We start from the raw sequence: 25,213 nt of genomic DNA on the forward strand, positions 1-25,213 counted from the left end.
CGGGAATCGCTCACACCCCACTAACGAATGACCGCACTTGATGATGGCATACAGCACCCAGAAGTCAGTAGACAACCAAGCTCAAGGCATAATTCAAGCGTTCAGGGAACGCAGGAACTGCGCCTGGGCCATGTCCATCCCGTCATCGGCACTGTCATCCATCCTTGCGGCCGCCACCGAAAGGGTTCGGGCCGGTACAAAAAGCGCTTTGTCAACGCACACACGAGCCGCGTCGCGAACGATGTCGCCGACTTCAGTATGCGGCCACACCGGAAGATCATGGGAAGCCAGCACCTGCTGAGCGGACTCGAAGGAAACCGGGACAAGAATGCACTGGGATTGGGCCCGGGCCAGCAGTTCCTGAAGTTCGCCATCAAGCGAGGCGATCTTGCCCGGGGAAATGTGCTCGCTCATGATATAGCTTGCGGCCGCTACGTCGAAATCACCGAGCATCCATTCGGCATAGGCCAAGCGGTAGTAGGCATAGGCCGCGTCGTCCCGGTCCAGAGAGACACGCAAAGCATTGAGGCAGGCGGCACGGGCAGAATTCCAATCCTCTTCGCGAGCCAGCTGCACGGCGAGTCGTATATGCGAAAGCGGGTAGGCCGGAGCGTAGGAGACCATCTGGTTCAGGTGCGGCAGCGCGGCTTTCGCACCCTGCAACTGTGCCAGCACATCGGCCAGTTCCATGTGGGCGTAAAAGAGGTTGTCGGGAATGAGCACGGTGTTCTCGTCGCTGGTGGCGAAGAGACGGTTGTAGACCACGCGCTCTGCATAAGAGTTGAAATATCGCGGAGCTCCGGTCGGGGCATAGAGCGCGTCCACTTTCTCGACGGCCTCTTCGAGGCTTGCAATGGCTTGGTCGACCTGCCCGGAAAAGAGCAGATCCCGCGCCTTCACCCGTTCGGCGTCCAGATCTTTGGCGAGTGTGAAATCGAGATCCGGGGTGTCGACCCCGTCGATCAATGAGCTGCTTACGCTCGGCGAGAGCTTCTTCAATTCCGGATCGCCGTTGGATTCGACGATGGCGATGGCCTGTTGGGCCTTGGCGACGCTGGGTAGCGTATCGTCTTCGGCAATTCGATGGAAATCGCTTACCGCACGCTGAAGCAGGTCGGCCCGTTGAATGGAGAGCCCGGTGATGTTGTCCGTTCCGAGAACACGCCTAGCATCACCGCTGATCGACACATCGGCAAGTTCCGGCTCCTCCTGGCTTCCCAGAGGCGAGAAACGCTTGTCGCGCAGAGTGAACTGTGGGTTGGCGTTGCGCGGCATGGCGGCTTCGATATTGAGCGACGCGCCGAACTCGCGATATGTCTCAATCGGGTGCTTCAGTCCGTCAGAGGCGATGCGGCGCATGAATTCCTCGCGCGTGAAGGTCACGGTCGCCATATTGTGTGCGGTAGGACCGCTGCGCAGCACCGCAAGCGGATCGTTGCCGTCGCTGTCGTCCTCGCCTTGAGCGTCGTCAGCGATTTCGGTTTCCTGATCGCCTTGCGGCACCGACATGGCGATGCTGTCGAGGTCGACACCCTTCATCAGATCGGCGAATTGAGCATCGATCTGTGCTTCATCACCATGAAAATCGTCGCGGGAATCATCGTTGGTCTCGTTATCGTTCGAATCTTCGGTATTTGCGAAACGCGGGTTTTCAGAAGCGGAACCACCCTGCCGGTTGCCATTGTTTGCGCTGTTATCGCCTTTACCGTCCGATACGCCGTCTGCCGGACTGCTCTGTGCCTGTGTTGGCGCCGAAGCCTGTGCCGCGCTGGTCGGATTCGTTTTATCGGCATCGGCATTCGAGCCTGCATGCCCTTGCCCACCGTCATCGTTTTGAGATTCTGCGGAATCGTTGCTCTCGTCGTCTTCGGGAGTTTGCATTGCAGAAGAGGCAAACGGCATGGAATCGTGGGCGGCTGCCACGGGACCTGCCTGTGAGGGGTCACCATGAATATCGCCGTCCTTGGGATCGGCTTTCGACCCGCCCCTTCGCATATCACCGCTCGGCATGCGTTCGAACGCGCCCAACGCCTGAGCCATGAGCTTGGAAATGGCGGAATCCTGCTGTTCGACGGCCTCTTCCAGCCCCATCGAATCGATGCGGATGGAGACGTTTTGGATACTGTCATCGGCACCGAAGCAAAGCGCGGCGATCATCAGGCCGACACGCAGATTGTAGCGTTCGCTCATCGCGGTACGCTCGTTCTCGCTCAAAGCCACCCACGTGTGACGCTGCGAATCGTATCGGCTGGTCGGCATCATGGTGCGCCCGGCGGTGGTAAAGGCGACGGCAACATTACCGAGCTCCAGATTGGAACGGAATTCGGTGTCGAAGCGATAAGGCACCCGTATCTGACGCAGCAATGTGGAAAGCGCCTGGCGATAGACCCATTCGCCTCGACCGACCGAAGTGGAAGCAGCGGTTTGAACCGAAGAGGCATGATCATTACCGGCTGCATCTGCGGCAATACGATCTGCGGTCTTCCCGGCTATCCCGATCATCCGAGACAACGACACGGAGCTCGGCTCACGCAAGTCGGCACCCTGCTTCGGCAACGGTTTCAACGCCATCAAGGCCGGATTTTCCAGCAGCGCATGGTCGATCTGAGCGGCCTGCGCACGCGTGACCGTGTCTTCGATGGGCAGCGCGCCGGTGTGTGCATTGTGTTCAAGCCAGACGCTGACAGACGCGAAACGGTTGAGATTGCCTTCAATGTTCAAGGCTTCAAGGGCCGGAGCCAGATTCAGAGAATCATCCCAGGTGAAGAAATACGCTCCGGAATAGCTCGAGGTATACAGATGCAACGGTTCCGCGCCGTGAACGGCCTCGAGTCCGGCCGACGGCTTCAATGCCCCTGATTCGCGCATCAGATCGGCGAAATAATCCTCAAGACCGGAGACGCGCAGTCCGTGCGTCCGCGCCTCCATGCTGTCGCGCACACTGCGACGAATGGCACCAAGCGGCGCCTCCCTGTTAAGCCTGCGGAAGATGTTGCCGGCACCGAAACCAATAAGCTGCCCGCTCATCTGCGGAAGCATGTAGGTGGCGAAGAAGGCGATGGCCATCGCATCCCGGTATTCGAGATTAAGGCGCAGGTTCTCAGGCAGACGGTAGCGCATCTGCTCCAACGTATAGCGGTTGCCGCGCTTGAGCCACGAGGCCAGCCAGGTCATCTGGCCAAACATATCGCGACCGACGATGCCGCCTTGCACCACGTCGATGCCACGGCTTTCACCCTCGCCAACCGGATCGGATTCATTCGTGGATTTCGCGTCAAAGCCAGCGTTTTGAAAAGTTTGTTGCGATGAACCGGATTTGCCGGCCTTGCCGCCACGCATCCTGCTGTCATTGGAAAGCGAAAAATCGCCCTCCTTGCCGAAAACGAGCGCCGGCTCCACGTCGTGGGTGTCCATTTGCGGGTCGCCGCCAAGAAACACCCGGCCCTTGCCGTCGACCAAAGCGACCTGGCAGAATTCATTGGGTGCCAGAAACATTCCGAGAGCGAAAAAACGCCCGTCGAGCTGCGGCAGCTGCGCCCACCCGAGCGAAAGACCGTCAGGAACGTCCGGAAAGTCTTCAAAAATATGCCGTTTGACCATCGGCCCCAACTGGACCGAGCGCTCGAAAAACTCCTGCATCATGGCACTGGTTCGGGTTTTGCCCTGTGTTCTCGGGGAAGAAGACGAGGATGATGAAGGCAACAAAGCTGGAGTCGCTTCATCGATATCGTTGCGTGAAACACCACTGCCCACCATCGTATTCACACGATGCGCGATGCCCCTGGCCGACTCGACAAACCTGCCAAACCGCGAAGAAGAGGCGAAATCATGCAAATGCTGTGTGAAATTGGACATATGGATAATTCTTTCAATTCAGCCAGACATAAAGCTTATAGAATAAACATGTGAACACTTCCTCAGCTAGCTTCCCCGTGCGCCACAAGACCGCCATATTCGCGCTGCTGGCGGCCGCGATCATACTCCTGCTCGAGTGCTTCGCATTCAACGCGCAGTTCTGGAGAACCTTGGGAGCCAGCCGAGATTCGGTCTCAGCACTCAACATGCTCGGCCCGGGTCTTTCGCGGCAGAAAGACGGCACGCTTGTGGTCACCGATCCGACTTCGGCGTACCTCACTACACAAACCGATGGAAGCTCCCCCTATATACGTATCGATCCGGCAGAATCGACGTTCCGCTTCACCTCACCCTCGCAGGTCCTAGGATTTGCGGATACCGGACAGAGTATCGGACAAACCCCGAAGGGCACATCAAAATCCCCATTGACCACCTTCCATATCCGGGTGGATGCCACCGGGCACGCCTCGCCCATCCGTTCGGTTTCTACGGCCATATCCAATTCCTGCTATCTTCGCATCCCCAACCTCAATAACGCACCGCAGCCCACCGATATTAAGGTCTGGGTCGACGAACCCGCCGGAACCCACGTCGACATCGCCGCCGTCCATGCGAACGTGCGTGTGCCGTTCCACGCCAGTTGGGGACGCGTGGTGACTATGGCAGCCATCGTTGCACTGATTGCTTTGTGGATGCCGTCATCGAAGCTGTGGCGGATGCGTTTGGACACGGCGAGTATCCGGCAACGGCTTGTTTTCGCCGGGTTCATGCTTGTCATCGGCGCGTTTGCAGTGCTGTCGATTGTGCAATCGATTGGGTCGGCCAACTCGTCCGCATTCCACGAGCCGGGCAATTACACTTACGATTTCAACCAGTACGGCCATATGGCCGATTCTCTGCTTCATGGCCGTGCATCAATGGATCTGCCAGTGCCAAGGGCGCTCAAAACCGCTTCCAACCCTTACGATCCGCAAACCCGCGAAACGTTGCTCAGTCAAGGCGTCACGCCGATTTATTGGGACTATTCCTTCTTCCAAGGCCATTGGTATTCGTATTTCGGCGTGTTGCCGGCGCTGCTGATTTTCGCGCCATACCGTCTGCTGACCTCATTGTTCATTCCCGGCGGGTTGATGCTGCCAGCAGGTGCTGCGGTCGCGTTCCTTCTGTTCTTCTTCGCCTTGTTCGGCTCGCTCTTGGTCATCCGCCTGCTGAAATTGGCGAACCCGAAGATTTCACTGGCCGCAGTTTCCATGACCATCACGCTTTTTCTGTTGGGTTCCCAGGCCGGCTATCTGGCATTCCGTATGAATTTCTATTCGGTTCCGTTTGCCGCCTCCCTCGCCTTGAGCGCGATGGGTTTGTGGTACTGGTTGGGTGCGATTGGATATCAGACAGACAGGCCAGCGCACCGTCATCTCATCACGATCGGTGATACCTCTCCGCTTTCGTGGCCTCATCTGGCCGCCGGTTCGCTGTGCTTGGCAGCAAATCTCGGATGCCGGCCGACGTTCGTATTGGTCGCGCTGCTAGCGTTCCCGATATTCTGGCCGCAAATCCGTGCGATATTCGCCAAATCAGCTGACTCGATAAAAAAGCCGAACAAAACTGAGACGAGCGACAGAAAACATCATTCGGTAAACGAGTCGCGAACGATGCGAAAAGCCGATGACGTCCAACTTGTTCAAGCCAATCGCTTGGGCCCTTCAACCGCACAAGCGTCAAAACGCAAATCCGTTGCTGCCGTATTATGCGCGATATTACTACCCGCATTGGTTGTCGTGGTGCCGTTGTGTCTCTATAACGCGGTTCGGTTCGGTTCCCTCATCGATTTCGGCGAACGCTACCAGATCACCGTCGCCGACATGACCCATTACTGCAACTCCCCCGCAAACCTACTGCCAACGCTCGGCTATTACCTGTTCCTGCCACTGCGTCTCACGCGTGACTTCCCCTTCCTTGCCATCAATCCCACCCCTTTGGCATCGTGGAGCTATGCGGAACCATTGGCGGGCGGACTTTTCGCGTTGTGTCCCGCGTTGTTACTCATCGTTTTGTTGCTGATTGGAAGAGTAAGAAAGCGCATCCGTCACTCCGGTTTGTTGCGAATTGTTTTTACCGCTCTGCCATTGGCCTTGTTGCTGCTGCTCGTCGATATCGTCAAAGGTGGTATCGGCTGGCGCTATATGGTCGATTTCGGCTGGCTGGTGGCGCTGGTGGCTGTAGTGGTGGCCGGCACGATTCTGGGCGATGCCCGGCCATGTCGGAATAAAACGAGCTTGAATGAGTCCTCCGTCGTAACAGACCACAAAAAATCATCATCACAGCCGAACCCACGTAATCAGTTCGGAAGACTGAGGCTCCACCATCGGGCTACATCCCCGACTTTGCAGCCTCGCATCGATTGGGGTTGTGTCGCCGTGCGTCTTTTGATGTTGGTACTGCTCTTGTTGAGCATCGCCATAGCATTCCTGACCATCTTCGTCCCCGGCCGCGAGGATGCCCTGACCCGGACCAATCCGGCATTGTTCCAGGCGGTCGCTTCATGGTTTCTAATCTGAAAACCGCAATCGCGGAAGCAACCGGGAGAAATTCAGGCGAACTCAGCCTTTAAGTATTACTTTTTCTATGGATGTATTACTACGGCCGAAAAAATCCCATATCGGGACAACCAAACTGAACAAAACGACCACGAAAAACATGGAATCATGCTGCTTGATGATATACGGCGAGCCCACCATGCCGACGATGCCAAGCACCACCAGAACTAGCGTCCACAGCCATATCACCGCTTTCAACCTCTGCCTGCACCGATTCGTTCACCCACAGGAACACTAGTAGGCCTATCGGCGAAGCCACATATTCCGCGAGAGCCGCCAGTTCCACGACGCTTGTGTAATACCCCCACCACACTACTGCCGGGTCCTGCAAATTCCGGCGAATCAAGCCGCCGATAACCGACAAGGCAATTGAGGCCATAACCAATTGAAAAATTATGATGAGGGCGAGATAAGCGATACTCCACCGGGAATCGGATTCCGTTTTCTGTTTTTGCGTGCGACGCTTGAATATCCCCAAAAACCGTTTGTTTTCATTGGTCTTATTGGCAGGAATATCGGCGCTCGGCGCTTCCTCCAGATCGGTTTGCGGCGGCTCAACGGCAACATCGTTCTCGACATTTTCCACCGTGGCGCTATACGGTATTTGCTTCGGAACATCGTCAAACTCACCGTTTTGATTGCCAAAAGCCATCATCAGGCTCCCAACACGTTGAGCTCGCGCGACACCGCTGTCAGCACGGCCTTGATGTTCCACTCAAAAACGTCCGGTTCGGGCAGCAGAGAGACCGCGAGATAACCGTTTTCGGTCATATCGAAGTAATAGCCGGGCTGGCCGGTCAGGTTGAAGTCATGGATCAGGCGCAGGACCAACGCATTCTCGTCGATAACCGAGGGGAATCGCAGGAGCACGTTCCAGCCGCCTTCCGCGCGCAGGACGGAAACCAGGCCGGATTCATCCTCGTCCAGCATGGTGTACAAGCGCTTGAGATTGGCTCGAGTGCGTTGCCTCACACGCTCAAGCTGGCCGGGAACCGCGGCAAGCAATTCCGGCATTCGCTCTGCAATGATGTCGCTGAACGGCAAATAATCGTCGGCGATGATGTCGAGCCGGCGTTGCGCTTCTGCCATCAGATCATTTGGCCCGCTGACCTGAATCCAGCCGACCTTGGCGTGCGGAGCGGCAAGCAGTTTTGAGAAACCGTCGAGAGCGAACGTCAACGCGCCTTGCTCCCCAGCCAGCCGTCGATTGCCGGCGAACGGTTCCAATGAATAATCAAAGAACACCTCGTCTGCGATGATGGCGACATCGTGCTCACGGCACAACGCCACCAACGCCTCTCGCTCGTCGGGCTTGACGTACGAACCCGTAGGATTGTTCGGATTAATCAGGACAATGGCCTGTACTTTTTCGCCTTTCGGACTTTCCAGAAGCTCGCGCAGCCAAGCCACGTCGATGAACCACGACCCATCGAATTGCAGCTGGTATTCAAGCGTGTCCACGTTCTCCAGCCCGCCGATGGACTCGATCAGCGGATAACCCGGCTTAGGCCCGAAAACGATGTCGCCCGGGTCACACATCAGTTTGAAGAGCCATGTGTAGGCCTCGGAAGTGGAGCTCAACAAATAGAGATTATCGGGGCTGATAGATTCGGATGAATCTTGCTCCTCTGAAGTTTCCTCGAGATTTCTCTTGGTCAGGAATTGAGCGAGTTCCTTTCGCGCCGCCAACGGTCCACGAGGCTCGGCGGTATAGACGCCTGGCACAGCTTTGGGCGCAAGACCGTGCTTCGTGGGGTTAGAATCGTTGACGGTATTCAGCGCAATCCCCCGGCTTCTGGCCGCAGCTTCGGCCTGGGCGATGGGGTTGAGCTTGGTCGAACCGACCCTTGACGAAAAACGCATGATCTCCCATTCTCGGATAATGATTTCACAGTTGTATACAGCGCGACGCACGAATCAACGCCAACCCAATCACTCACTGTCGATGAGTGACGTCGATAGATATGCGACACTGAAACCGATTTTACTTCAAAAGCAGCCGAACAATACAAAAGTTCCGCCCGACTTTGCAGCCGAACGGAACCTATGAAATCAAATCTCAGACGAGCTTGGTGGTCGCGTAGTACGCAGCGCCCACGATACCCGCTTCGTTGCGCAGCTTGGCCTGCACGATCGGTGTCTTGATATCAATATACGGCAGGAACTTGTCGGCCATACGGCTCACGCCACCGCCGACCACGAAGAGATCGGGGCTGAAATACTTTTCAAGCAGGCCATAATACTTGGTCAGACGCTTGGCCCACTTCTTATAGCCGAGGCTCTTCTTGTCGCGCACCGAGGATGCCGCGTACTTTTCGGCGTCACCTTTGCCCTTTTCAAGCTGGATATGGCCGAGCTCAGTATTCGGCAGAAGCACGCCATGATAAATGAGCGCCGTGCCAATGCCCGTTCCCAACGTGGTGGCGATGACCAATCCGTCTTCGCCCTTGGCGGCACCATACTGCTGCTCAGCCAGACCGGCGGCATCTGCATCGTTGACAACCGTCACCGGACGGTCGCACGCCTTGGAGAAGACCTCGGTGACGTCGAGCCCGATCCATGACTTGTCTAGGTTGGCCATGAAATCAAGCGGCTTACCAGGCTTGATTGGTGCCGGGAAGGCGATACCCACCGGAGCACCCGCCGGAACTTCGAAATGCTCAAGTTCCTGACGCACGATTGCCGCAACGGCATCCGGCGTGGAAACCTCAGGGGTAAGAATCTTCAGGCGTGGCAGGGCAAACTCGCCCTTTTCCAAATCCACGGGGGCCGCCTTGATACCCGAACCGCCGATATCAACGCCAAAGGCCTGTGCTGTCTCAATCATCGCTAACCCCTCTTGGTAACGGAACAAAAAATAATCGTTGACATTGTACCGCGCTCGATAGCCAACTCGCCTACATCAACGGCTAAATTGAGCCTGCGAGCGCATAATCTTATTTTTCAGCGCCCTGTTTCAGTGGCGGCATCGGCTGCCAGTTCGGGTCGTGCAGAAGTTTGCGCGAGTCGACCCAGCCCTTAGCGATGGCCTTGAGACCGGTTTTGACATGCTCTCGATCGACGGCCACGAGACGGATGACCTCTTTGACAGCAGTGAGCAATGTGCCCAGGCCGAACAGCGCCGGGCGATAATCGCCGTGGGCCATAAAATAACGTGCCATGTAACCGCGGTTGCGCATGATGTGATAGCGGTTCATGTCAGAGGTCGAGTTGAGCTGGCGCAGGCCGGCGATGTCCCAGTTGCCGATATCGCGCGTGCGCTGGATAATCTTGTCGTTGACGACGATCGGGTCGGTCACCTTGCTGGCGAGATAGCCATAGATTGTATCGTCCCAGTAAATGAAGAAACGCGGGTCCGGCAGGCCGATCTGCTCGACGATGTTGCGACGGAACAGGCCGCCTTCGAAGCACATCGTGTCCATCGTACGGTAGCCGGAGGGGCCGAACGCGGCGGGCGCGATGGGGTTGGGGATGCCGAGCGGAACGATGAAATCGTACTGCCAATAGAAGTCGCCACCGTCATAATCGAGGCGCGAACCCTGGATGACGTCGTGACGCGGCGTCCACTTGGCGAGCTGCCCAATGGCATTGGGGAGCACAGCCACGTCGTCATCCATCACCCAGAACCAAACGGCCCCGAGCTCGTAGGCTTTCTTGACACCGTTGGAGAAGCCCCCGGAACCGCCGATGTTGCCGGCTTGCGGCTCATAGACGACGCGATAGGTATTGCCGCTTTCATCAGGCTCGGTCACGCCCCATTGGGCATTAATGGCATCGGAAAATTGCCGCACCATCGCTGCGGTTTTGTCGCTGTGCTCGTTGTCGACCACGACCACGCGCCAAGGTGCGATGCTCAGGGCCTTGATGGAATCGAACAGCTTTGCCAACAGCTTCTGCCGTTTGTAAGTCACCACGACAATGGCCAGCTTTTCAATCGGTGATTGCGCCGAACGGGCGACATCCAAATCCTCGCCGCCAACGGTCTCCATAGTTTTCTCGTTTTCGCTCATAATCCCTATTCTTGCACCCCCACACGATGGCGGCAAGAAAGCCGGTACAACCAATCCCATATACACCTCTGATTCGTTTGCCCAATGTCAGCATTTATCGAATTGTGCAAAATCGTTTGACTTTTGGCTAGGCATACGGGTATAGATAGGGACGTAAGTTTCAGGGAAGGTGAAATTCCTTATTGGCGGTAACGACACTGTCGGTCTCAAAACGACAGCATTGCCGAAGCCCGCGAGCCGCGAAAGCGGTCGATCCGGTGAAAATCCGAGGCCAACGGTTATAGTCCGGATGAAAGAAACGGGGCTCATTATGAGCGATATTTCCGATACCCAAAACCAGTCGTCAACGAACGATTACGAAGATGCTACGGATTCCACAAAAGTCGCGGAATCGAGCGGCACCAACGACGAAGGCCTGGCCACCAACAGCGCACATGACAAAACACAGTCGTCGCACTCCACAGGCGTGGCCGACAAGGGCAACTGGTCGACGCAACGCATCGCCATCTACGCGCTCTTCGTCGCGCTGGCGATGGCCGCCTCGTTCATCGAATTCCCAATCATGCCGGGCGTTCCGTGGCTCAAATACGACCTTTCCGGCATCATCTGCCTGGTCGCGGGCTTCGCGTTCGGCCCCATGGCGGCGTTCATCGTCAGCGTTCTGAGCTGGATTCCCCACCTCTTCATGAACCCGTGGGGTGCCATCATGTCCATTGCGGTCTCCGTGTTCCTGAGCGTTCCGGCGGCCATGGTCTACAAGCGCATGCGCACCCGTGTCGGCGCATTGGTTGGCATTCTGGTCGGCATCGTTTTCGGCCTCATCGCGGCCATCGGCGGCAACCTCTTGATAACCCCGATCTACGCGCACATGACCACCGCCCAGGTCTTGAAGATGGTGATTCCGGTTCTTCTGCCGTTCAATCTGATCAAGTTCGCGATTCATGGCGTGGTCACCTTCGTCATCTACAAGCCGATTTCGAATCTGCTGAACCGTTAGGAACCAGCCAAACAATGACCGACCGTAAATTCACCGAAGCCGAGCCTTCCACGCCCAATTGCAGCGAGGGTTCGGCTTCGGCCTACCTTTCCGGCCAAGGTTCTCGGCAATCTCGCAACCACTCGCAGGCCGCAAATTCCGCCAAGGATACCGTCACATCGAACGTTGCCAGAACAAACGACGTCAATATTTTTGCCGCTAGGCTCAGCGGTGTCCGTTTCAGTTATGATGGCGGAAAATCGTGGGCATTAAATGGCCTTGACCTCGATATTCGCTCCGGCGAACGCATCTGTCTGGTCGGCCCGAACGGTTCCGGAAAATCCACGCTTGCACGGCTTATCGCCGGTCTTGCCGCACCTGATGACGGTTCGGTGACGTTACTCGGCTACGACGTATTTTCTTCCGGGGCTCCACACAGCGACCTCTATCGGAAGGCACGCAGAGATATCGGCGCGGTCTTTCAAAATCCAGCCGACCAGATCATCACCACCGTTGTAGGCGATGACGTGGCGTTCGGGCCCGAAAACCTTGCGTTGGATTCGGAAACGATTACCACACGTGTTGACGAATCGCTTGATGCAGTGGATATGCGCGGCTCCCTGACGGCCGATCCCTCACGCATGAGCGGCGGACAGCAGCAGCGCATCGCCATTGCCGGGATACTGGCCATGCACCCCAAGATGATCGTGCTCGACGAGCCGACGGCGATGCTCGACCTTGAAGCCCAGCATGACGTATTACGTGTACTTGATAATCTTCAGCGCTCAGGCACCACCATCGTGCATGTCACACATCGGCCAGAAGAACTGAAGGCCGCCGATCGTATCCTGAGCCTCGAAAACGGCAAGTTGGTCGAGCTTTCGCAAACACAGGCCGCGTTGAGACTTTCGGTGACCAACGCCGACGACACCGGGATATTGAAACCCGACGGCGTTATCATCGATGCCAATCCGGGAAACACGAATAACAATGCGAACACGAAACCGACGAATACCGGCAATAGTGCGACGATAAGAAACGCGAAATCATCAGCGCAAGCCGATAATCCCCAATCCCATAAAACCTGGAGCCCAAACGGTGCAAGCCAAAGGACACAGCCCCGAGACTCACGACTTTCCACAGACGAACCAGCCATCAGCTTCGAGCACGTCTCGTTCCGCTACCCGAAGGCGGACGACGATACACTGCACGATTTCTCAATGCGTATCGAACAGGGCGAAGTCGTGGCCATCATGGGACGCAACGGCACCGGCAAATCCACACTGACCAGGCTGATGACCGCATTATCGAAACCTGATAGCGGCACCGTCAAGGTGGCCGGCATCGATCTAGGCTCGATGACGCGACGCGACAAAAAGGCGCTGCGCTCTGGCGTCGGACTGGTGATGCAGCAACCCGAACATCAGCTCTTCGCCGAAACCGTGCGGCAGGATGTGGCTTACGGGCCAAGCAATCAAGGCCTGCCGCAGCAGGTGGTCGACCAGCGTGTAGACCGGGCATTGGCGTTGCTGGGCATCAGCAAACTCGCCGAACGCTCCCCCTTCTCGCTTTCCGGCGGGCAACAACGGCTTGCCGCCATCGCTGGCATCATCGCCTGCGACCCGCGCATCCTCATCTTGGACGAACCGACCGCCGGGCTCGACGCCACGGCCAGCGAACGCATCTACGCTCTGGTACGCACGCTCAACGCGCACAGGGTGACGATAGTTCTGATCACCCACTCCCCACGTCAGGCGCGTCAACTCGCCGATCGCGTCATCACACTTGGCGAGCCCCTAAAAGGCCATAACGCTACAAACAAAGACACCGATCAAAACGAATCCTCATGGCAAACCGAACAAACCGACAAACGTGATAAAAACGCGGGAAGCAAAGGCACCAGCCAACGTGCCTCGACCAGCCAACAGTGCAAATCAGGCGAGGCCACTTCTGCCAGCAATCAAGGCAACCAATCCAACGAAAGTAGCACCAGACCAGTCGAAGGCGATGAACCTCACCAATCCATCCATCAGTCAAGCATCATCGAACGCCTTGACCCACGCGTGAAACTGGTCGTGTTCCTCGTGCTGATGTTCACCTCGTTCATGGTCAGCTCCCTGCCGCAGCTTGGTCTGACCGCACTGATGGTCATCGCTCTCGCAGCCGCGGCGAAACTCGGCCCGAAACGCCTGTTCCGTTCCATGCGCGGATTCCTGGTATTGCTGCTGGTGATGGGCGTCATCAACATGCTCTTCGTGCGCACTGGCAAGCCGCTGGTCTCGTTGTGGAATTTTCCGATCACCGACGAAGGCGTGATGGCGGCCGTGCTCTATACCTGCCGTTTCGGTCTGGTGATTTTGCTGGGCATCATCCTGCTGCAGACCACGACACCCACGGCACTGACCGACGGGTTCGGATCCCTGCTTTCCCCGTTGCGTCGCCTTGGATTCCACACTCAGGAACTGGCGCTGGTCATGAGCCTAGCGCTGCGTTTCCTGCCGACATTGGCCGCGGAGGCACGCAACATCATGGACGCGCAGGCCGCCCGTGGAGGCAGCATCGAAACCGGCTCCCCCACCAAACGCATCAAGGCGATCGTGGCCATCATCGTTCCGATTTTCGCGGGTGCCTTACGCCATTCGGACAACCTTTCGCTCGCGCTCGACGCACGTAGCTACGAAGAAGGCATCCACCGCACCCATTGGCATGCCTTGCGTATAGCAAGCAAGGATATCGTCTTCATCATTCTGTGCGCGCTGTATCTTGCGGCTTTGCTGAGTCTGAAAACCGGGATTCTTTCCGTAGTGCGATTATAAACAAACTCAGATAAAAACCTCTTTATAACTCCGTGAAACGTAACGGCGTTTCATCTCTTTCGCAACGTTATTTGCTAAATCCTGATAGAGTGAGTTTAAGCCTGTTTTACACTTTTCGCTTATCAAGGAGACGATATGCACACACCACGTAATACCGCGATAGAACCATTCGCCATCGAACATGCCAGCGTAGCCACCGGAGACGAGGACGGCCGTGTCTTGAGCGACACCACCATCGTGGTCGACGGGCTGGGCAAGATCCGGGAAATCGGGCCTTCCAGCGTCGTCGTGGTACCTCCGGGCTACCACAAGCTCGACGGCACGGGCAAGTTCGTCTCCCCCGGCATGATCAACGGCCACACCCACACCTTCTCACAGGGCAAACCGCTCGATCCGAAGGGCAGCACGCCCGAAGGCCAGCGCAAGACCGCAAAAATCATGCATTCGGCGCCCGGCAAGCTCTTCATGTACGAAACCAGCAAATCCAACATCATGACGCTGCTGAACTCCGGGGTCACCACGATCCGCACCGTGGGCGACGTCGGCTACGAGGTCGTCGCCATCCGTGACCGCATCAACTCCGGCAAGATGGTCGGCCCTCGCATCATGGCTTCCGGACCGATGCTCGCGATTCCCGATGGCCACGGCGCACCATTGGTCGCGATGGAAAGCGATACTCCTGAAGAGGCACGTAGTGAGGCCGAATACAGTATCGACCACGGCGTCAACGCCTTGAAGATCGCAGCCACCGGTGGTGTCACCGACTCTCAGGTACTCGGCGAGGCCGGTGCCCCGCAGATGACCGAAGAGCAGATGCGCGCGATCTGCGAGGCCGCGCATGCCAACGACATTATCGTCGCGGCCCACGCGCAAAGCGAGGAGGGCGTCCGTCGCGCTCTGAAAGCCGGCGTCGACACCATCGAGCACGGCTGTGCGCTCGACGACGAGCTGACCGAACTCTTCCTGAACAATCCGAACACGCTGCGCGGCTTCAGTGCGCTTGAACCCACGCTTTCCGCAGGTTTGCCGATGAAGTATCTTTCACAGGAAACTCTCAACATGACCGACATCCAGATGGAAAACTCCGTGCCGGTGGTCGAAGGCATGGTCAAGGGCGCCAAACAAGCTCACGAAGCCGGTATCAAAGTTGGCGTCGGCACCGATACCGCTATGCCATTCGTACCGCAATACGGCACTTGGCGTGAGATGGCACTGCTTGTCCGTTTCGCCGGTTTCACCCCTGCAGAAGCTTTCCACGCCGGCACGCAGGTCACCGCCGAGATTCTCGGCCTGAGCGATGTCACCGGTTCGCTGGAAGTCGGCAAGTCTGCCGATCTGCTGGTTTTGGACGAAAATCCGGTCGACAACCTGCGCACGCTGGAGAAGCCGCTGCTCGTGGTTGCCGCCGGCCACCCGATCTTCCATCCGCAGGTCGAGCGTTTCGACGACATGGAAGCCCAACTTGATGAGGCCTACAAGTAAACCCTGACTTGGCTTAGTTAGGAATAGAAACAAAGAAATCCGCCGCTGGTACATTGGTCAGCGGCGGATTTCTTATAACTTGTTTGATAACGCCTTTACTTGAATTACCACGTTCTATGTATTACAGTATTCTGATTCGCAAACGCAATCGCAATCGAACCCCACCTTCAGACACGGGGCAAGACACGAAAAACGGGTTTCAACTTACCAATGCGTTCTATCCTGCAATACCTAGACTTCAGCGATGTGCGTTGTCTTGCAAGGGTTCTCCGCTGACATACCGGCGCACATTGGCCACGGCAATGTCGACGATATGGGCGTCGTTGCTGGCCAGATGGCTGCCACCGGCCACGTGCGGGGTCATGATGCAACGAGGTGCATCCCAAAGCGGATGGGAAACAGGCAACGGCTCGGTCTCGAATACATCGACGCCGGCGCCACGAATCGCCTTACGGTTCAAGGCCTCAGCCAAAGCATCGTCGTCGACCGCATCCCCACGGCCACCATTGATGACGATGGCGTCTTTCTTGAGCAGTGCAAGCCTGCGCGCGTCAATCAGATGATGCGTGTCGGCTGCTCTCGGCAGCGAAAGCGCGACCACATCGGCCTGCGGCAACAAGGTGTCAAGCTCATCGAATCCGTGCATCTCATCGACGCCGTCGACAGGCTTGTCGGCACTGCGACGCACACCGACGGTATGCATCCCCGCCCCCTTGGCAAGACGTGCGAAATGCGAGCCGATATCGCCGGTGCCGATGACCAATGCAGTCGCGCCGTTAGGCGTAAGCACCGTGCCTTCATCTTTCCACTGATGCTCCGCCTGATCATGAATATAGAGCGTGAAATTCTTCATGAGCGCCCACATCATCGCGATCATGTGCTCGGAAACCGACTGGCCGTAGGCACCGGTTGCGCTGGTAACCGTTACGCCTTCTGGCAGCACACCCGGCTTGATATAGGCGTCAACGCCGGCGCTCCATGTCTGCAGCCATTCGAGATTGGTGAATTGGTCGGCAATGGCAGGGTCGAAATTACCCAACACAGCCGTGGCACGCCCGCGCAGCTCTTCGGGAATCTGCGCCTTTACCTTCATGTCGCCGTAATTCTTCGGATCCCCGCAGAATTCGATGGGCACGTCGCCCGCTGCATCGATGAAGCGTTGCCTGTCCTTTTCGTCAACGGGTATGCAGTTGACAATCAATTTATCACTTGTTGCTGTGCGCTCAGCCATACTCACTCCTCATAGACAATAATATGTTTTATCACTTAATATTAACCCTTATTGCGATTATCCGCTTGCTTGCCAGAAGAATCATTACGTTCTTCCTTACTGCCGCCTGTACCGCTATGCAGAATCCGACGAATTTTTTCCAGCCTCGGACCGACCTCACGCTCATAGCCACGGTCGTTGGGATGATAATATTCGTGGCCCACCAGCTCGTCGGGCATATACTGTTGCGCCGCAACCGCTCCGGGCGCGTCGTGAGCGTAGACATAGCCGTCCTTGTTGCCCCAATCCTTCATAAGCTTGGTCGGAGCGTTGCGCAACCACAGCGGCACCTGGCCGATCATGCCTGCGTCAACGTCGGCGAGTGCTTGGTTGATGGCGTTGTAGCTGGCGTTGGACTTGGGGGCCGTGGCCACGGCAATCACCGCCTCCGAAAGAATGATTCGCGCCTCGGGCATGCCAACCATCGCGACGGCCTGCGCCGCGGCAACAGTGAGCTCAAGAATCTGCGGAGCGGCCATACCGACCTCTTCGGCCGAGGCGATCATGATGCGCCGGGCGATGAAACGCGGGTCCTCCCCCGCACGCAGCATCCGTGCCAGATAGTGCAGCGCTGCATCCGGATCCGACCCCCGCATCGATTTGATGAATGCGGAGGCGACATCGTAATGGTCGTCGCCGTCCTTGTCGTAACGCACAGTGGCCGAATCCATCACCTTGGAAACGATGTCAGGAGTGATGGTCGGCTTGCGAGCGCCCTTCTTACGTTCCTTGTCACCGGTGACCGCGCCTGCCGCGGCCTCGAGTATGGTCAGCGTCTTGCGCCCATCTCCTCCGGCCATGCGAATGATCTCGTTGATCGCCTCATCGCTGGCCTTGACCTCGCCTTTGAGCCCGTGCTCACTTTCCAGCGCACGGGTAATCAATGTTTTCAAGTCATCGGGTTCCAAGGATTCCAGCTTGACGACCACCGACCGGCTCAGCAACGGCTTGTTGATGGAGAAACTCGGGTTTTCTGTGGTCGCGCCGATGAAGGTGACATCTCGGTTTTCGACGCTGGGAAGTAGCGCATCCTGCTGGGACTTGGAAAAGCGGTGCACCTCGTCGATAAACAGGACCGTCTCGCGTCCCTGCGTCACCAAGCGTTCGTGTGCGCGTTCCAACACCGCACGCACATCCTTGACCCCGGAGGTAACGGCGGAAAGCTCCTCGAATTCACGGCCTGATTGCTGCGCGACGATATAGGCCAATGTGGTCTTGCCAACCCCCGGAGGGCCGAAGAGGATAATCGAACTCGGAGCGGTCAGCGATCCTTTGGAAGCGGGGCTTGCAAGCCGGCGTAAAGGCGAGCCCTCACCCAACACCTGCTGCTGGCCCACCACGTCGTCAAGCGTTGTCGGCCGCATCCGCACGGCAAGCGGACGGGTCACGTCTTCAGGCGCATCGGCGGCGCTGAACAAGTCTTCGGTCATGCCTTCACCTTACCCCATCATTCGAACATTTGTTCGTACATTGCATACCAAAAGAAGCAGCTTCCATCATAGCGTTGACGACTTCCGTCGAACTTACTGACATATCTAACCGCGACACAGCAGCGTTCAGAGCCTGTTCAAATTATCAAACGGTATCACGGAAACCAAGTCATGAAACCACATCGCGAAAACCGAAATACCTCCCTGACTAGACTGCTAGTCGTTGACGCAAACCGTGACAGGTTGTCCGTCAAACGACCCCGGGCCGCCGGAAGGCTCTTTGAAACTGCTAAGCTTGAACGATACGTGTATTTGTGAATCATCAAAGGAGAAATCATGAGTCTGCCACATCATCCGACGATTGAACCGTTCGCCATCGAGCACGCCACGCTTGCCACCGGCGACGAAGACGGGCGCTCCATACCCGATTCCACTGTCGTGGTCGATGAAGTAGGCAGAATCGAAGCCATCGGGCCGAGTGCGTCGGTCAGCGTGCCCAGCGGCTATCACCGGCTCGATGCCACGGGCAAGGTCGTCTCACCGGGCATGATCAACGGCCACATCCACACCAACTCCAAAGGGTTGCCCGGCAACCCGAAGAACCAGACCCCAGCTGGCCAGCGCCGGCTGGTCCGACTCCTGCGCTCGCTGCCCGGCCAGATCTTCATGTATTTCAACAGCAAATCCAATATCGAGACGATGCTCAACTCCGGGGTCACCACGGTGCGTTCGGTGGGCGACATCGGCTATGAGCTGACCTGGCTGCGCGACGAAATCAGGGACGGCATCCTCGTCGGCCCGCGCATCATCCCGGCAGGACCGATGATGTCCATCCCCGACGGGCACGGCGCCCCGCTTTCCGCGCTGGAAAGCGCCACCCCTGAAGAATCCCGGCATACCACGGCGGTCAACATCGCCCACGGGGTCAGGGCCATCAAAATCGCCGCCACCGGAGGCGTGACGGACTCGCAGGTGCCCGGCGAGGCAGGTACGCCGCAGATGTCGATCGAGCAGATGCGCGCCATTTGCGAGACCGCGCACGAGGTCGGCATCATCGTCGCCGCACATGCGCAGAGTCGTCAGGGCGTCTACAACGCCCTCAAGGCCGGCGTGGACACCATCGAACATGGTTGCCCGCTGGACGATGAGCTGATCGGGATGTTCCTCGACAACCCGCTCACACTTCGCGGCTACAGCGCTCTTGAACCGACGCTTTCCGCGGGCCTTCCCACCGCATTCCTTACCAAAGAGACCCTGCACATGACCGAAATACAGCTGGACAACTCGATTCCTATCGCCAAAGGCGTGGTCGTAGGCGCGCGTAACGCACATAAGGCCGGCATCAAGGTCGGCGTCGGCACCGACACCGGTGTGCCGTATTCGATGGCGTATGGCACCTGGCGCGAAATGGATCTGCTCCACCGCTATAGCGGCTTTACCACGGCAGAGGCCTTCCACGCCGGCACGCAGGTGACCGCCGAGATCATCGGGGTCAGCGATATCACCGGCTCGCTCGAGGTCGGCAAATCCGCCGATCTGCTGGTATTGGCCGAAAATCCCGTCGACAACCTGCGCACGCTGGAGCATCCGCTGATGGTCGTGGCTGCTGGCCACCCGATCTTCAGACCGTCGGTGAAACGTTATCCGGAAATCGAGTCGACGCTCGACATGATCTACTCAAAACCCCTATAACGTTATATACGCCGTAATGTTGTACGTCGCTACGATGTAACGTCGTAAGACTAAAAAATCAAACAGTTATCAAACCGAAATACCGCGACAAAATGCGGGGCAGACGATATTACGTCTGTCCCGCATTTGCGCGTTTGATCTGCTAAGAGAACATCACTTCGTCAGGTTCTCGTAGATGATGTTGTTGCTCCAATCCATACCGAAGCCCTTGATGGCCTTGTCGGCGACGCCATGCGCATTATTGTAATACAGTGGGACCACTGGCAGATCCTTCAGGATGATGGCTTGGGATTCCTGATAGATCTTGTTGGCCTCGGCGGTCGATTTGGCCGCGTAGGCCTTGTCCATGTAGACATCGAAATCGGGGTTGATGTAGTCCGTATCGTTGGCGCCGGCGCCGTGGGCCGTGCGCGTGTCGAAATGCTGGAAGAGATACGCCTCGGGCGAGGGATATTCCGGCGTCCAATCGTATCGGGTCGCGCCCACGACTTTTCTGGCCTCCACCGCGCTGCGGTATTCCTTGAAGGTCGGCATCGGGTTGGTTTTGACCTCGAGACCTATCGTGTTCTTGATCGAGTTGGCGATGGCGTCGTAGACGGGCTTGAGCCCGCTGTCGGAATTATAGGTGATGACCAGCGGATCGGTGTCTTTGGAAATGGCTTCGGCCTTCGCCCAAAGCTCCCTGGCTTTCTTCGGGTTGTAATTGAGCACGTCGTTGCCGGGCAGGTTGGGCGAATAGCCAGGAACCAGCGGCGAGGTGAATTCACGGGCCGGGGTGGCCGTACCGTAAAGAATCTTGTTGATGATGTTCTTGCGGTCGATCGCCATGGAAACCGCTTGGCGGCGCAGCGTCCCCTCTTCGGTTCTGGCCACGAAATGCGGCAGGCGGGAGGTCAGCCCAAGCATGGAAAGACGCGAACCGGGTTTGTTGTAGGCGGTGACCTGAGGGTCGGTTTTGAAGGATTTGGAATCCGCGGCAGGCACGATCTCCATCACGTCAAGCTGACCGCCCTGCACGTCGGAGTATGCGGCTTGGTCCGAGGTATAGACCTTGAAGGTGACGCCGGCGTTCTTGACCATGCGCCCGCCATGATAATACGGGTTCTTCACCAGTTTGATGGACGCATCATGGTCCCAGCTGACGAACTTATAGGGACCATTGCCGACGGGATGCTGGCCGAATCCCTTCGGATCCTTGAAGAACGCATCGGGAAGCGGCGAAAACGCCGAGCAGCCGATCTTGATCGGGAATGTGGCGTCGGGATGCTCCAGATCGACGGTGAAGGTCCTGTCGTCAACGACGGAAAGCCCGGAAAGCTGTTCGTCGCCTTTGAGCTTCGTGGGGTCCTGCAAGTCCTTGTATCCTTTGATGGTCGTCAGGTACGAGGTTCCCTTCTGCGCATCCTTCGCGTTGGCGGTATAGCTCCAGGCGCGCGTGAACGATTTCGCGGTCACCGGCGTGCCGTCACTGAATTTCCATCCGTCTTTGAGTCTGATGGTGTACTTTTGTAGCGTTGCGTCGGGCTTGATCGACTCCGCGACCTCATTAACGGCCTTACCGTTGGGCTCGAATCGCACCAGTTGGGAGAAGAGCAGGCCAATCGGCTTGCCACCGCCGGTTTCGTTGGTATCCCCCGGCACCAGTGGACTCTGTGGCTCAGTGTCATAGGCGGTGATGGTGGCCGTGCCCTTCGCGCCTTCGTTCTTTTTGGAGTCGTTGCTCCCGTTGCCACATGCCGATAGCAGACTTGCGCAAAGCGCCAAAGCCAGACCGGCCGCGATCGCCTTGCCGCCACGTTTACCCGCGAGCGCCAATGTCTGCCGCATCTTGCTGTTTCGTAAATCCATCACTATATCCGTTTCTCTTGTCGTTTCCTGCTTTTCTCTGGATCGTTTCCCGTTTCCGGCATCACCGCCGCCAACCTCCGTTGACACTCCGAAATACCGATGCATTCATATATCGACCAACTCACACCTCCTTTCCACTCCGAACACTTCCTATTACCGCACCCGCCAAACCAATAAAAATGGGATGAACCACGACTGTGATTCATCCCATTAATCGACACCGGAACCACAGGTTTTGAACACAACCTGTGACCGACAAGCGGGGCAGATTGTTTATCTGTGCCACCACTGCCAGTTGTCGTTATTGGTATTGTTGCAATCAGAGTTTGCCAAGACCTGTACGATAGCGCGCTGAAGAGAGAGCGCCGCACCACGACGTCCCCCATTGAAACGCATCCGTTCCATCATCAACCACCCTGACTGTCTATATTCTTCTTTGCCGGTAACAAGCCAAATTCCCTGTATGCCGAAAGTTCTGATATTTTTCACCATACTCAGGCAATCGCCGCGTCAATCCATATGTCCACAATCCGGACATACGGATATCCGTAGCTCCGCTCATTCTAACAGGAGGCAGAGAACCACAAACGAACGATACTTGCCGTTCTCGTTCAGCTCAACCCGTCGTTAGTGACGCGGTAATCCACAAAGACCACCTCTCCGCTTTCCTGCGTGGCGTCGAGGTCGACAGTGCCGGTGATAGCCCAGTCGTGGTCGCCATCGGAATCGTCGATGATCTGCCGCACCTTCCACGTGTGCTCCTTGACCTCGTTGCTGTCGTCCAAGATGAACAGCTTTCCGCTGCGGGCCTTCTGGTCGATGCCGACGTATTCGTGCTCGTCGTAGTAATCGTCGAGCGCGTCCTCCCACTCGTGCACGCCGTAGCCCCAGCCCTTGTCGAGTGAGCCGAGCTCTTCCGGCCTGTCCTGATCCATCAGCTGGATACGGCGGAACATGGCGTTGCGGATGAGCACGATGAGTCCTCGTCTGTCCTCCACCACTGCAGCTTTGCCACCAGGAGCGGCGGTCGATAGCGCGGTATTTTCGGCATCGGCAGCGGCTTCGTTCCCGGCATTCTCCCATTCGTCGACCAGGCTGGAATCGACGGAACGCACAACCACGCGCAACCACGAGATGATGTCTTCAAGCTCGTCGTTGCGTTTCTCGACGGGAACCGTGCGGGCCAGTGAGCGGTAGGCATCGGAAAGGTAACGCAACAGCGTGCCTTCGCTCCGCGCGATGTTGTAGCGGGCGATATAGCCGGTGAAATCGCTGGCCGTCTCTACCATGTCGCGTACCACAGATTTAGGACTCAACTCATAATCGTTGGCCCACGGCACATCGTGGCGGTACTCGTCGAAGGCGGCATCAAGCATTTCCTCGAGCGGCTTGGGCCAAGTGACTTCCTGCAGCTTGTCAATGCGCTCGTCATAGTCGAGCCCATCGGCCTTCATCTCGGCCATCGCCTTGTCACGCGCCTGCCGTTGCTGGGCTTTCAAGACCTGCTTGGGGTCTTCGAGCGTTGCTTCGACCATAGAGATGACGTCAAGTGCGTAGGTGTCGGATTCTGGATCGAGCAGTTCCAGCGCTGCCAAGAGGAACGGCGAAAGCGGCTGGTCGAGCGCGAAGTTGTCCGGCACATCGACAGCCAGGAAATAATCCTTGCCACCGCGACCGTTATCTTCGGCCTCAATGAATGACGAGTCGAACATGGTCTGGAAGATTTCGTCAGCGCGTTCGTGCAGGTGTTCCTTCTGCTCCGGTGTCTGCGTGGAATCATCAATGAGTTTGTCGATGCGGGCACGAGCGTCACCGCCCTGCGCCACTTCGTTCAGCACCATGGAATGGCTGATTTTCATATGTGGCACGAGCGTTTCGGGCGCAGCTTCGATGAGCTTGTCGAACGTGCCTTCATTCCACGTAACGAAGCCTTCCTGCGGCTTCTTGCGCTTGATTTTCTTAAGCTTCTTCGGGTCGCCGTTGGCCTTGGCGATGGCACGCGCGTTCTCGATTTCAAATTCGGGAGCCTCAGCCACCACTAGTCCTTCGGTATCGAAGCCCATACGCCCGGCACGTCCGGCGATCTGGTGGAATTCACGGGCGCGCAGCTTGCGCATCTTGAATCCGTCGAATTTGGTGAGCTGGGTAAGCACGACGGAATGAATCGGCACGTTGATACCGACGCCCAACGTATCGGTTCCGCAGATGACCGGCAAAAGTCCCTGTTGTGCAAGCTGTTCAACAAGTCTGCGATAACGCGGCAACATGCCTGCGTGGTGGATACCGACGCCGGTGCGCAGCAGCCGTTGCAAAATCTTACCGAATGCCGTGGTGAAGCGTGTCCCTTTGATGGCTTCGCTGATGGCCTTGCGCTGCTCCTTGCTGGAGACGCCGGTGCTGGCGAGCGCCTGCGCGGTTTCGAGCGCCGCGTCCTGCGAGAAGTGCACAACATAAATAGGGGTATCACCGCGGTTGAAAAGCAGTTCGACGGTGCCGGCTAGTTGCTTGTCGGTGTATTCATAGCTCAGCGGCACTGGCCTCGGCGCGTCGTCGATGACGTCCACATCTCTCCGTGTCATGTCTTCGAGCTTGTCGGCGATGGCGGTGACATTGCCAAGCGTCGCGCTCATCAGCAGGAACTGCGTCTTGGGCAGCGTCAGCAGCGGCACCTGCCAGGCCCACCCGCGGTCGGCATCGCCATAATAGTGGAATTCATCCATCGCCACGCAGCCAATGTCGGCATTCACTCCCTCACGTAACGCCTGATTGGCCAGAATCTCGGCGGTACAGCAGATAATCGGGGCATCCGAATTGATGCTGGTATCCCCCGTGATCATGCCAACATTGTCGCGCCCGAACGCCTCTACCAGATCAAAAAACTTCTCGCTCACCAACGCCTTGATGGGAGCCGTGTAATAGGAACGCCGCCCTGTGCACAACGCCGCGAAATGCATGCCCAGAGCCACCAGCGACTTCCCAGACCCAGTCGGCGTGCTCAGGATGACATGGTCGCCAGCCAGCAAATCCATGACCGCTTCTTCCTGATGCGGCCAAGGGTCAATCCCCTTGACATCCTTCACCCATTCGAAAAATCTGTCATAAATTTCATCGGCATCGATATTGTGTTTCTCATCCCCGCTGCCATCCCAGCTAGGTGCCAATTCCCCTAAACTCTGTGTCATAACCCCAACTCTATCGTCCGCTCGCTACTCTTTCTGTTTATTGCGCCATGAAAAG

General features: G+C 57.2%; 14 protein-coding genes and 1 riboswitch. Of the genes, 5 read left to right on the plus strand and 9 right to left on the minus strand.

All coding sequences use genetic code 11. The features are described 5' to 3' along the window. Positions 1-93: 93 nt before the first annotated feature. On the minus strand, positions 94-3,855 hold the full coding sequence (locus OZX72_RS05400) for a tetratricopeptide repeat protein (protein ID WP_277157666.1): 3,762 nt from the start codon (positions 3,853-3,855) through the stop codon (positions 94-96). Between the two features lie 50 nt (positions 3,856-3,905). On the opposite strand from OZX72_RS05400, the gene OZX72_RS05405 reads away from it, so the two are divergent. Then, on the plus strand, positions 3,906-6,413 hold the full coding sequence (locus OZX72_RS05405; protein WP_277157668.1) for a hypothetical protein: 2,508 nt from the start codon (positions 3,906-3,908) through the stop codon (positions 6,411-6,413). A 145-nt stretch (positions 6,414-6,558) separates the two neighbouring features. Here the strand turns inward: OZX72_RS05405 and OZX72_RS05410 are convergent, their stop codons facing one another. The 4 genes from OZX72_RS05410 to OZX72_RS05425 form a co-directional block, all read right to left on the minus strand. Further along, positions 6,559-7,107, minus strand: coding sequence for a hypothetical protein (locus OZX72_RS05410; RefSeq protein ID WP_277157669.1), 549 nt, complete (start codon positions 7,105-7,107; stop codon positions 6,559-6,561). Beyond that, positions 7,107-8,315, minus strand: coding sequence for a pyridoxal phosphate-dependent aminotransferase (locus OZX72_RS05415; RefSeq protein WP_277157671.1), 1,209 nt, complete (start codon positions 8,313-8,315; stop codon positions 7,107-7,109). The genes OZX72_RS05410 and OZX72_RS05415 overlap by 1 nt, the downstream gene beginning before the upstream one ends. Before the next feature lie 196 nt (positions 8,316-8,511). Beyond that, the gene (ppgK, locus tag OZX72_RS05420) at positions 8,512-9,279 is read right to left on the minus strand and encodes a polyphosphate--glucose phosphotransferase (protein WP_277157672.1); all 768 of its coding nucleotides are present in this window, start codon (positions 9,277-9,279) and stop codon (positions 8,512-8,514) included. A gap of 109 nt (positions 9,280-9,388) precedes the next feature. Next, positions 9,389-10,441 carry a glycosyltransferase family 2 protein gene (locus OZX72_RS05425; protein WP_277159374.1) on the minus strand — a complete coding sequence of 351 codons (1,053 nt, stop codon included), beginning with the start codon at positions 10,439-10,441 and terminating at the stop codon, positions 9,389-9,391. Positions 10,442-10,614: 173 nt separating this feature from the next. Next, positions 10,615-10,767: riboswitch (FMN riboswitch) on the plus strand. Between OZX72_RS05425 and OZX72_RS05430 the strand changes: the two genes are divergently transcribed. From OZX72_RS05430 to OZX72_RS05440, 3 genes are all read left to right on the plus strand, one after another. Further along, positions 10,752-11,459: an ECF transporter S component gene (locus tag OZX72_RS05430; protein ID WP_277157673.1), complete on the plus strand. Its 708-nt coding sequence runs from the start codon at positions 10,752-10,754 to the stop codon at positions 11,457-11,459. Its footprint overlaps the riboswitch before it by 16 nt. A gap of 14 nt (positions 11,460-11,473) precedes the next feature. Continuing rightward, positions 11,474-14,254: an energy-coupling factor transporter ATPase gene (locus tag OZX72_RS05435; protein ID WP_277157674.1), complete on the plus strand. Its 2,781-nt coding sequence runs from the start codon at positions 11,474-11,476 to the stop codon at positions 14,252-14,254. Positions 14,255-14,389: 135 nt separating this feature from the next. Continuing rightward, positions 14,390-15,736 (plus strand): amidohydrolase family protein, encoded by a 1,347-nt coding sequence (locus OZX72_RS05440; protein ID WP_277157675.1) that lies wholly within the window; start codon positions 14,390-14,392, stop codon positions 15,734-15,736. Positions 15,737-15,974: 238 nt separating this feature from the next. On the opposite strand, the gene OZX72_RS05445 is transcribed toward OZX72_RS05440, so the two are convergent. After that, a complete protein-coding gene (locus OZX72_RS05445) occupies positions 15,975-16,967 on the minus strand; it encodes a D-2-hydroxyacid dehydrogenase (protein ID WP_277157676.1) in 993 nt (330 codons plus the stop codon). 41 nt (positions 16,968-17,008) lie between these two features. Continuing rightward, a complete protein-coding gene (locus OZX72_RS05450; RefSeq protein ID WP_277157678.1) occupies positions 17,009-18,436 on the minus strand; it encodes a replication-associated recombination protein A in 1,428 nt (475 codons plus the stop codon). Between the two features lie 336 nt (positions 18,437-18,772). Here OZX72_RS05450 and OZX72_RS05455 point away from each other — a divergent pair, with 336 nt between their 5' ends. Next, on the plus strand, positions 18,773-20,128 hold the full coding sequence (locus tag OZX72_RS05455) for an amidohydrolase family protein (protein WP_277157679.1): 1,356 nt from the start codon (positions 18,773-18,775) through the stop codon (positions 20,126-20,128). Positions 20,129-20,281: 153 nt separating this feature from the next. On the opposite strand, the gene OZX72_RS05460 is transcribed toward OZX72_RS05455, so the two are convergent. Next, positions 20,282-21,976, minus strand: coding sequence for an ABC transporter substrate-binding protein (locus tag OZX72_RS05460; RefSeq protein WP_277157680.1), 1,695 nt, complete (start codon positions 21,974-21,976; stop codon positions 20,282-20,284). Between the two features lie 611 nt (positions 21,977-22,587). Next, complete coding sequence (locus tag OZX72_RS05465; RefSeq protein WP_277157682.1) at positions 22,588-25,158, minus strand: DEAD/DEAH box helicase; 2,571 nt, start codon at positions 25,156-25,158, stop codon at positions 22,588-22,590. Positions 25,159-25,213 lie beyond the last annotated feature (55 nt).

Origin of the sequence: Bifidobacterium sp. ESL0769 (genome assembly GCF_029395495.1) — a bacterium.
GTDB lineage: Bacteria > Actinomycetota > Actinomycetes > Actinomycetales > Bifidobacteriaceae > Bifidobacterium.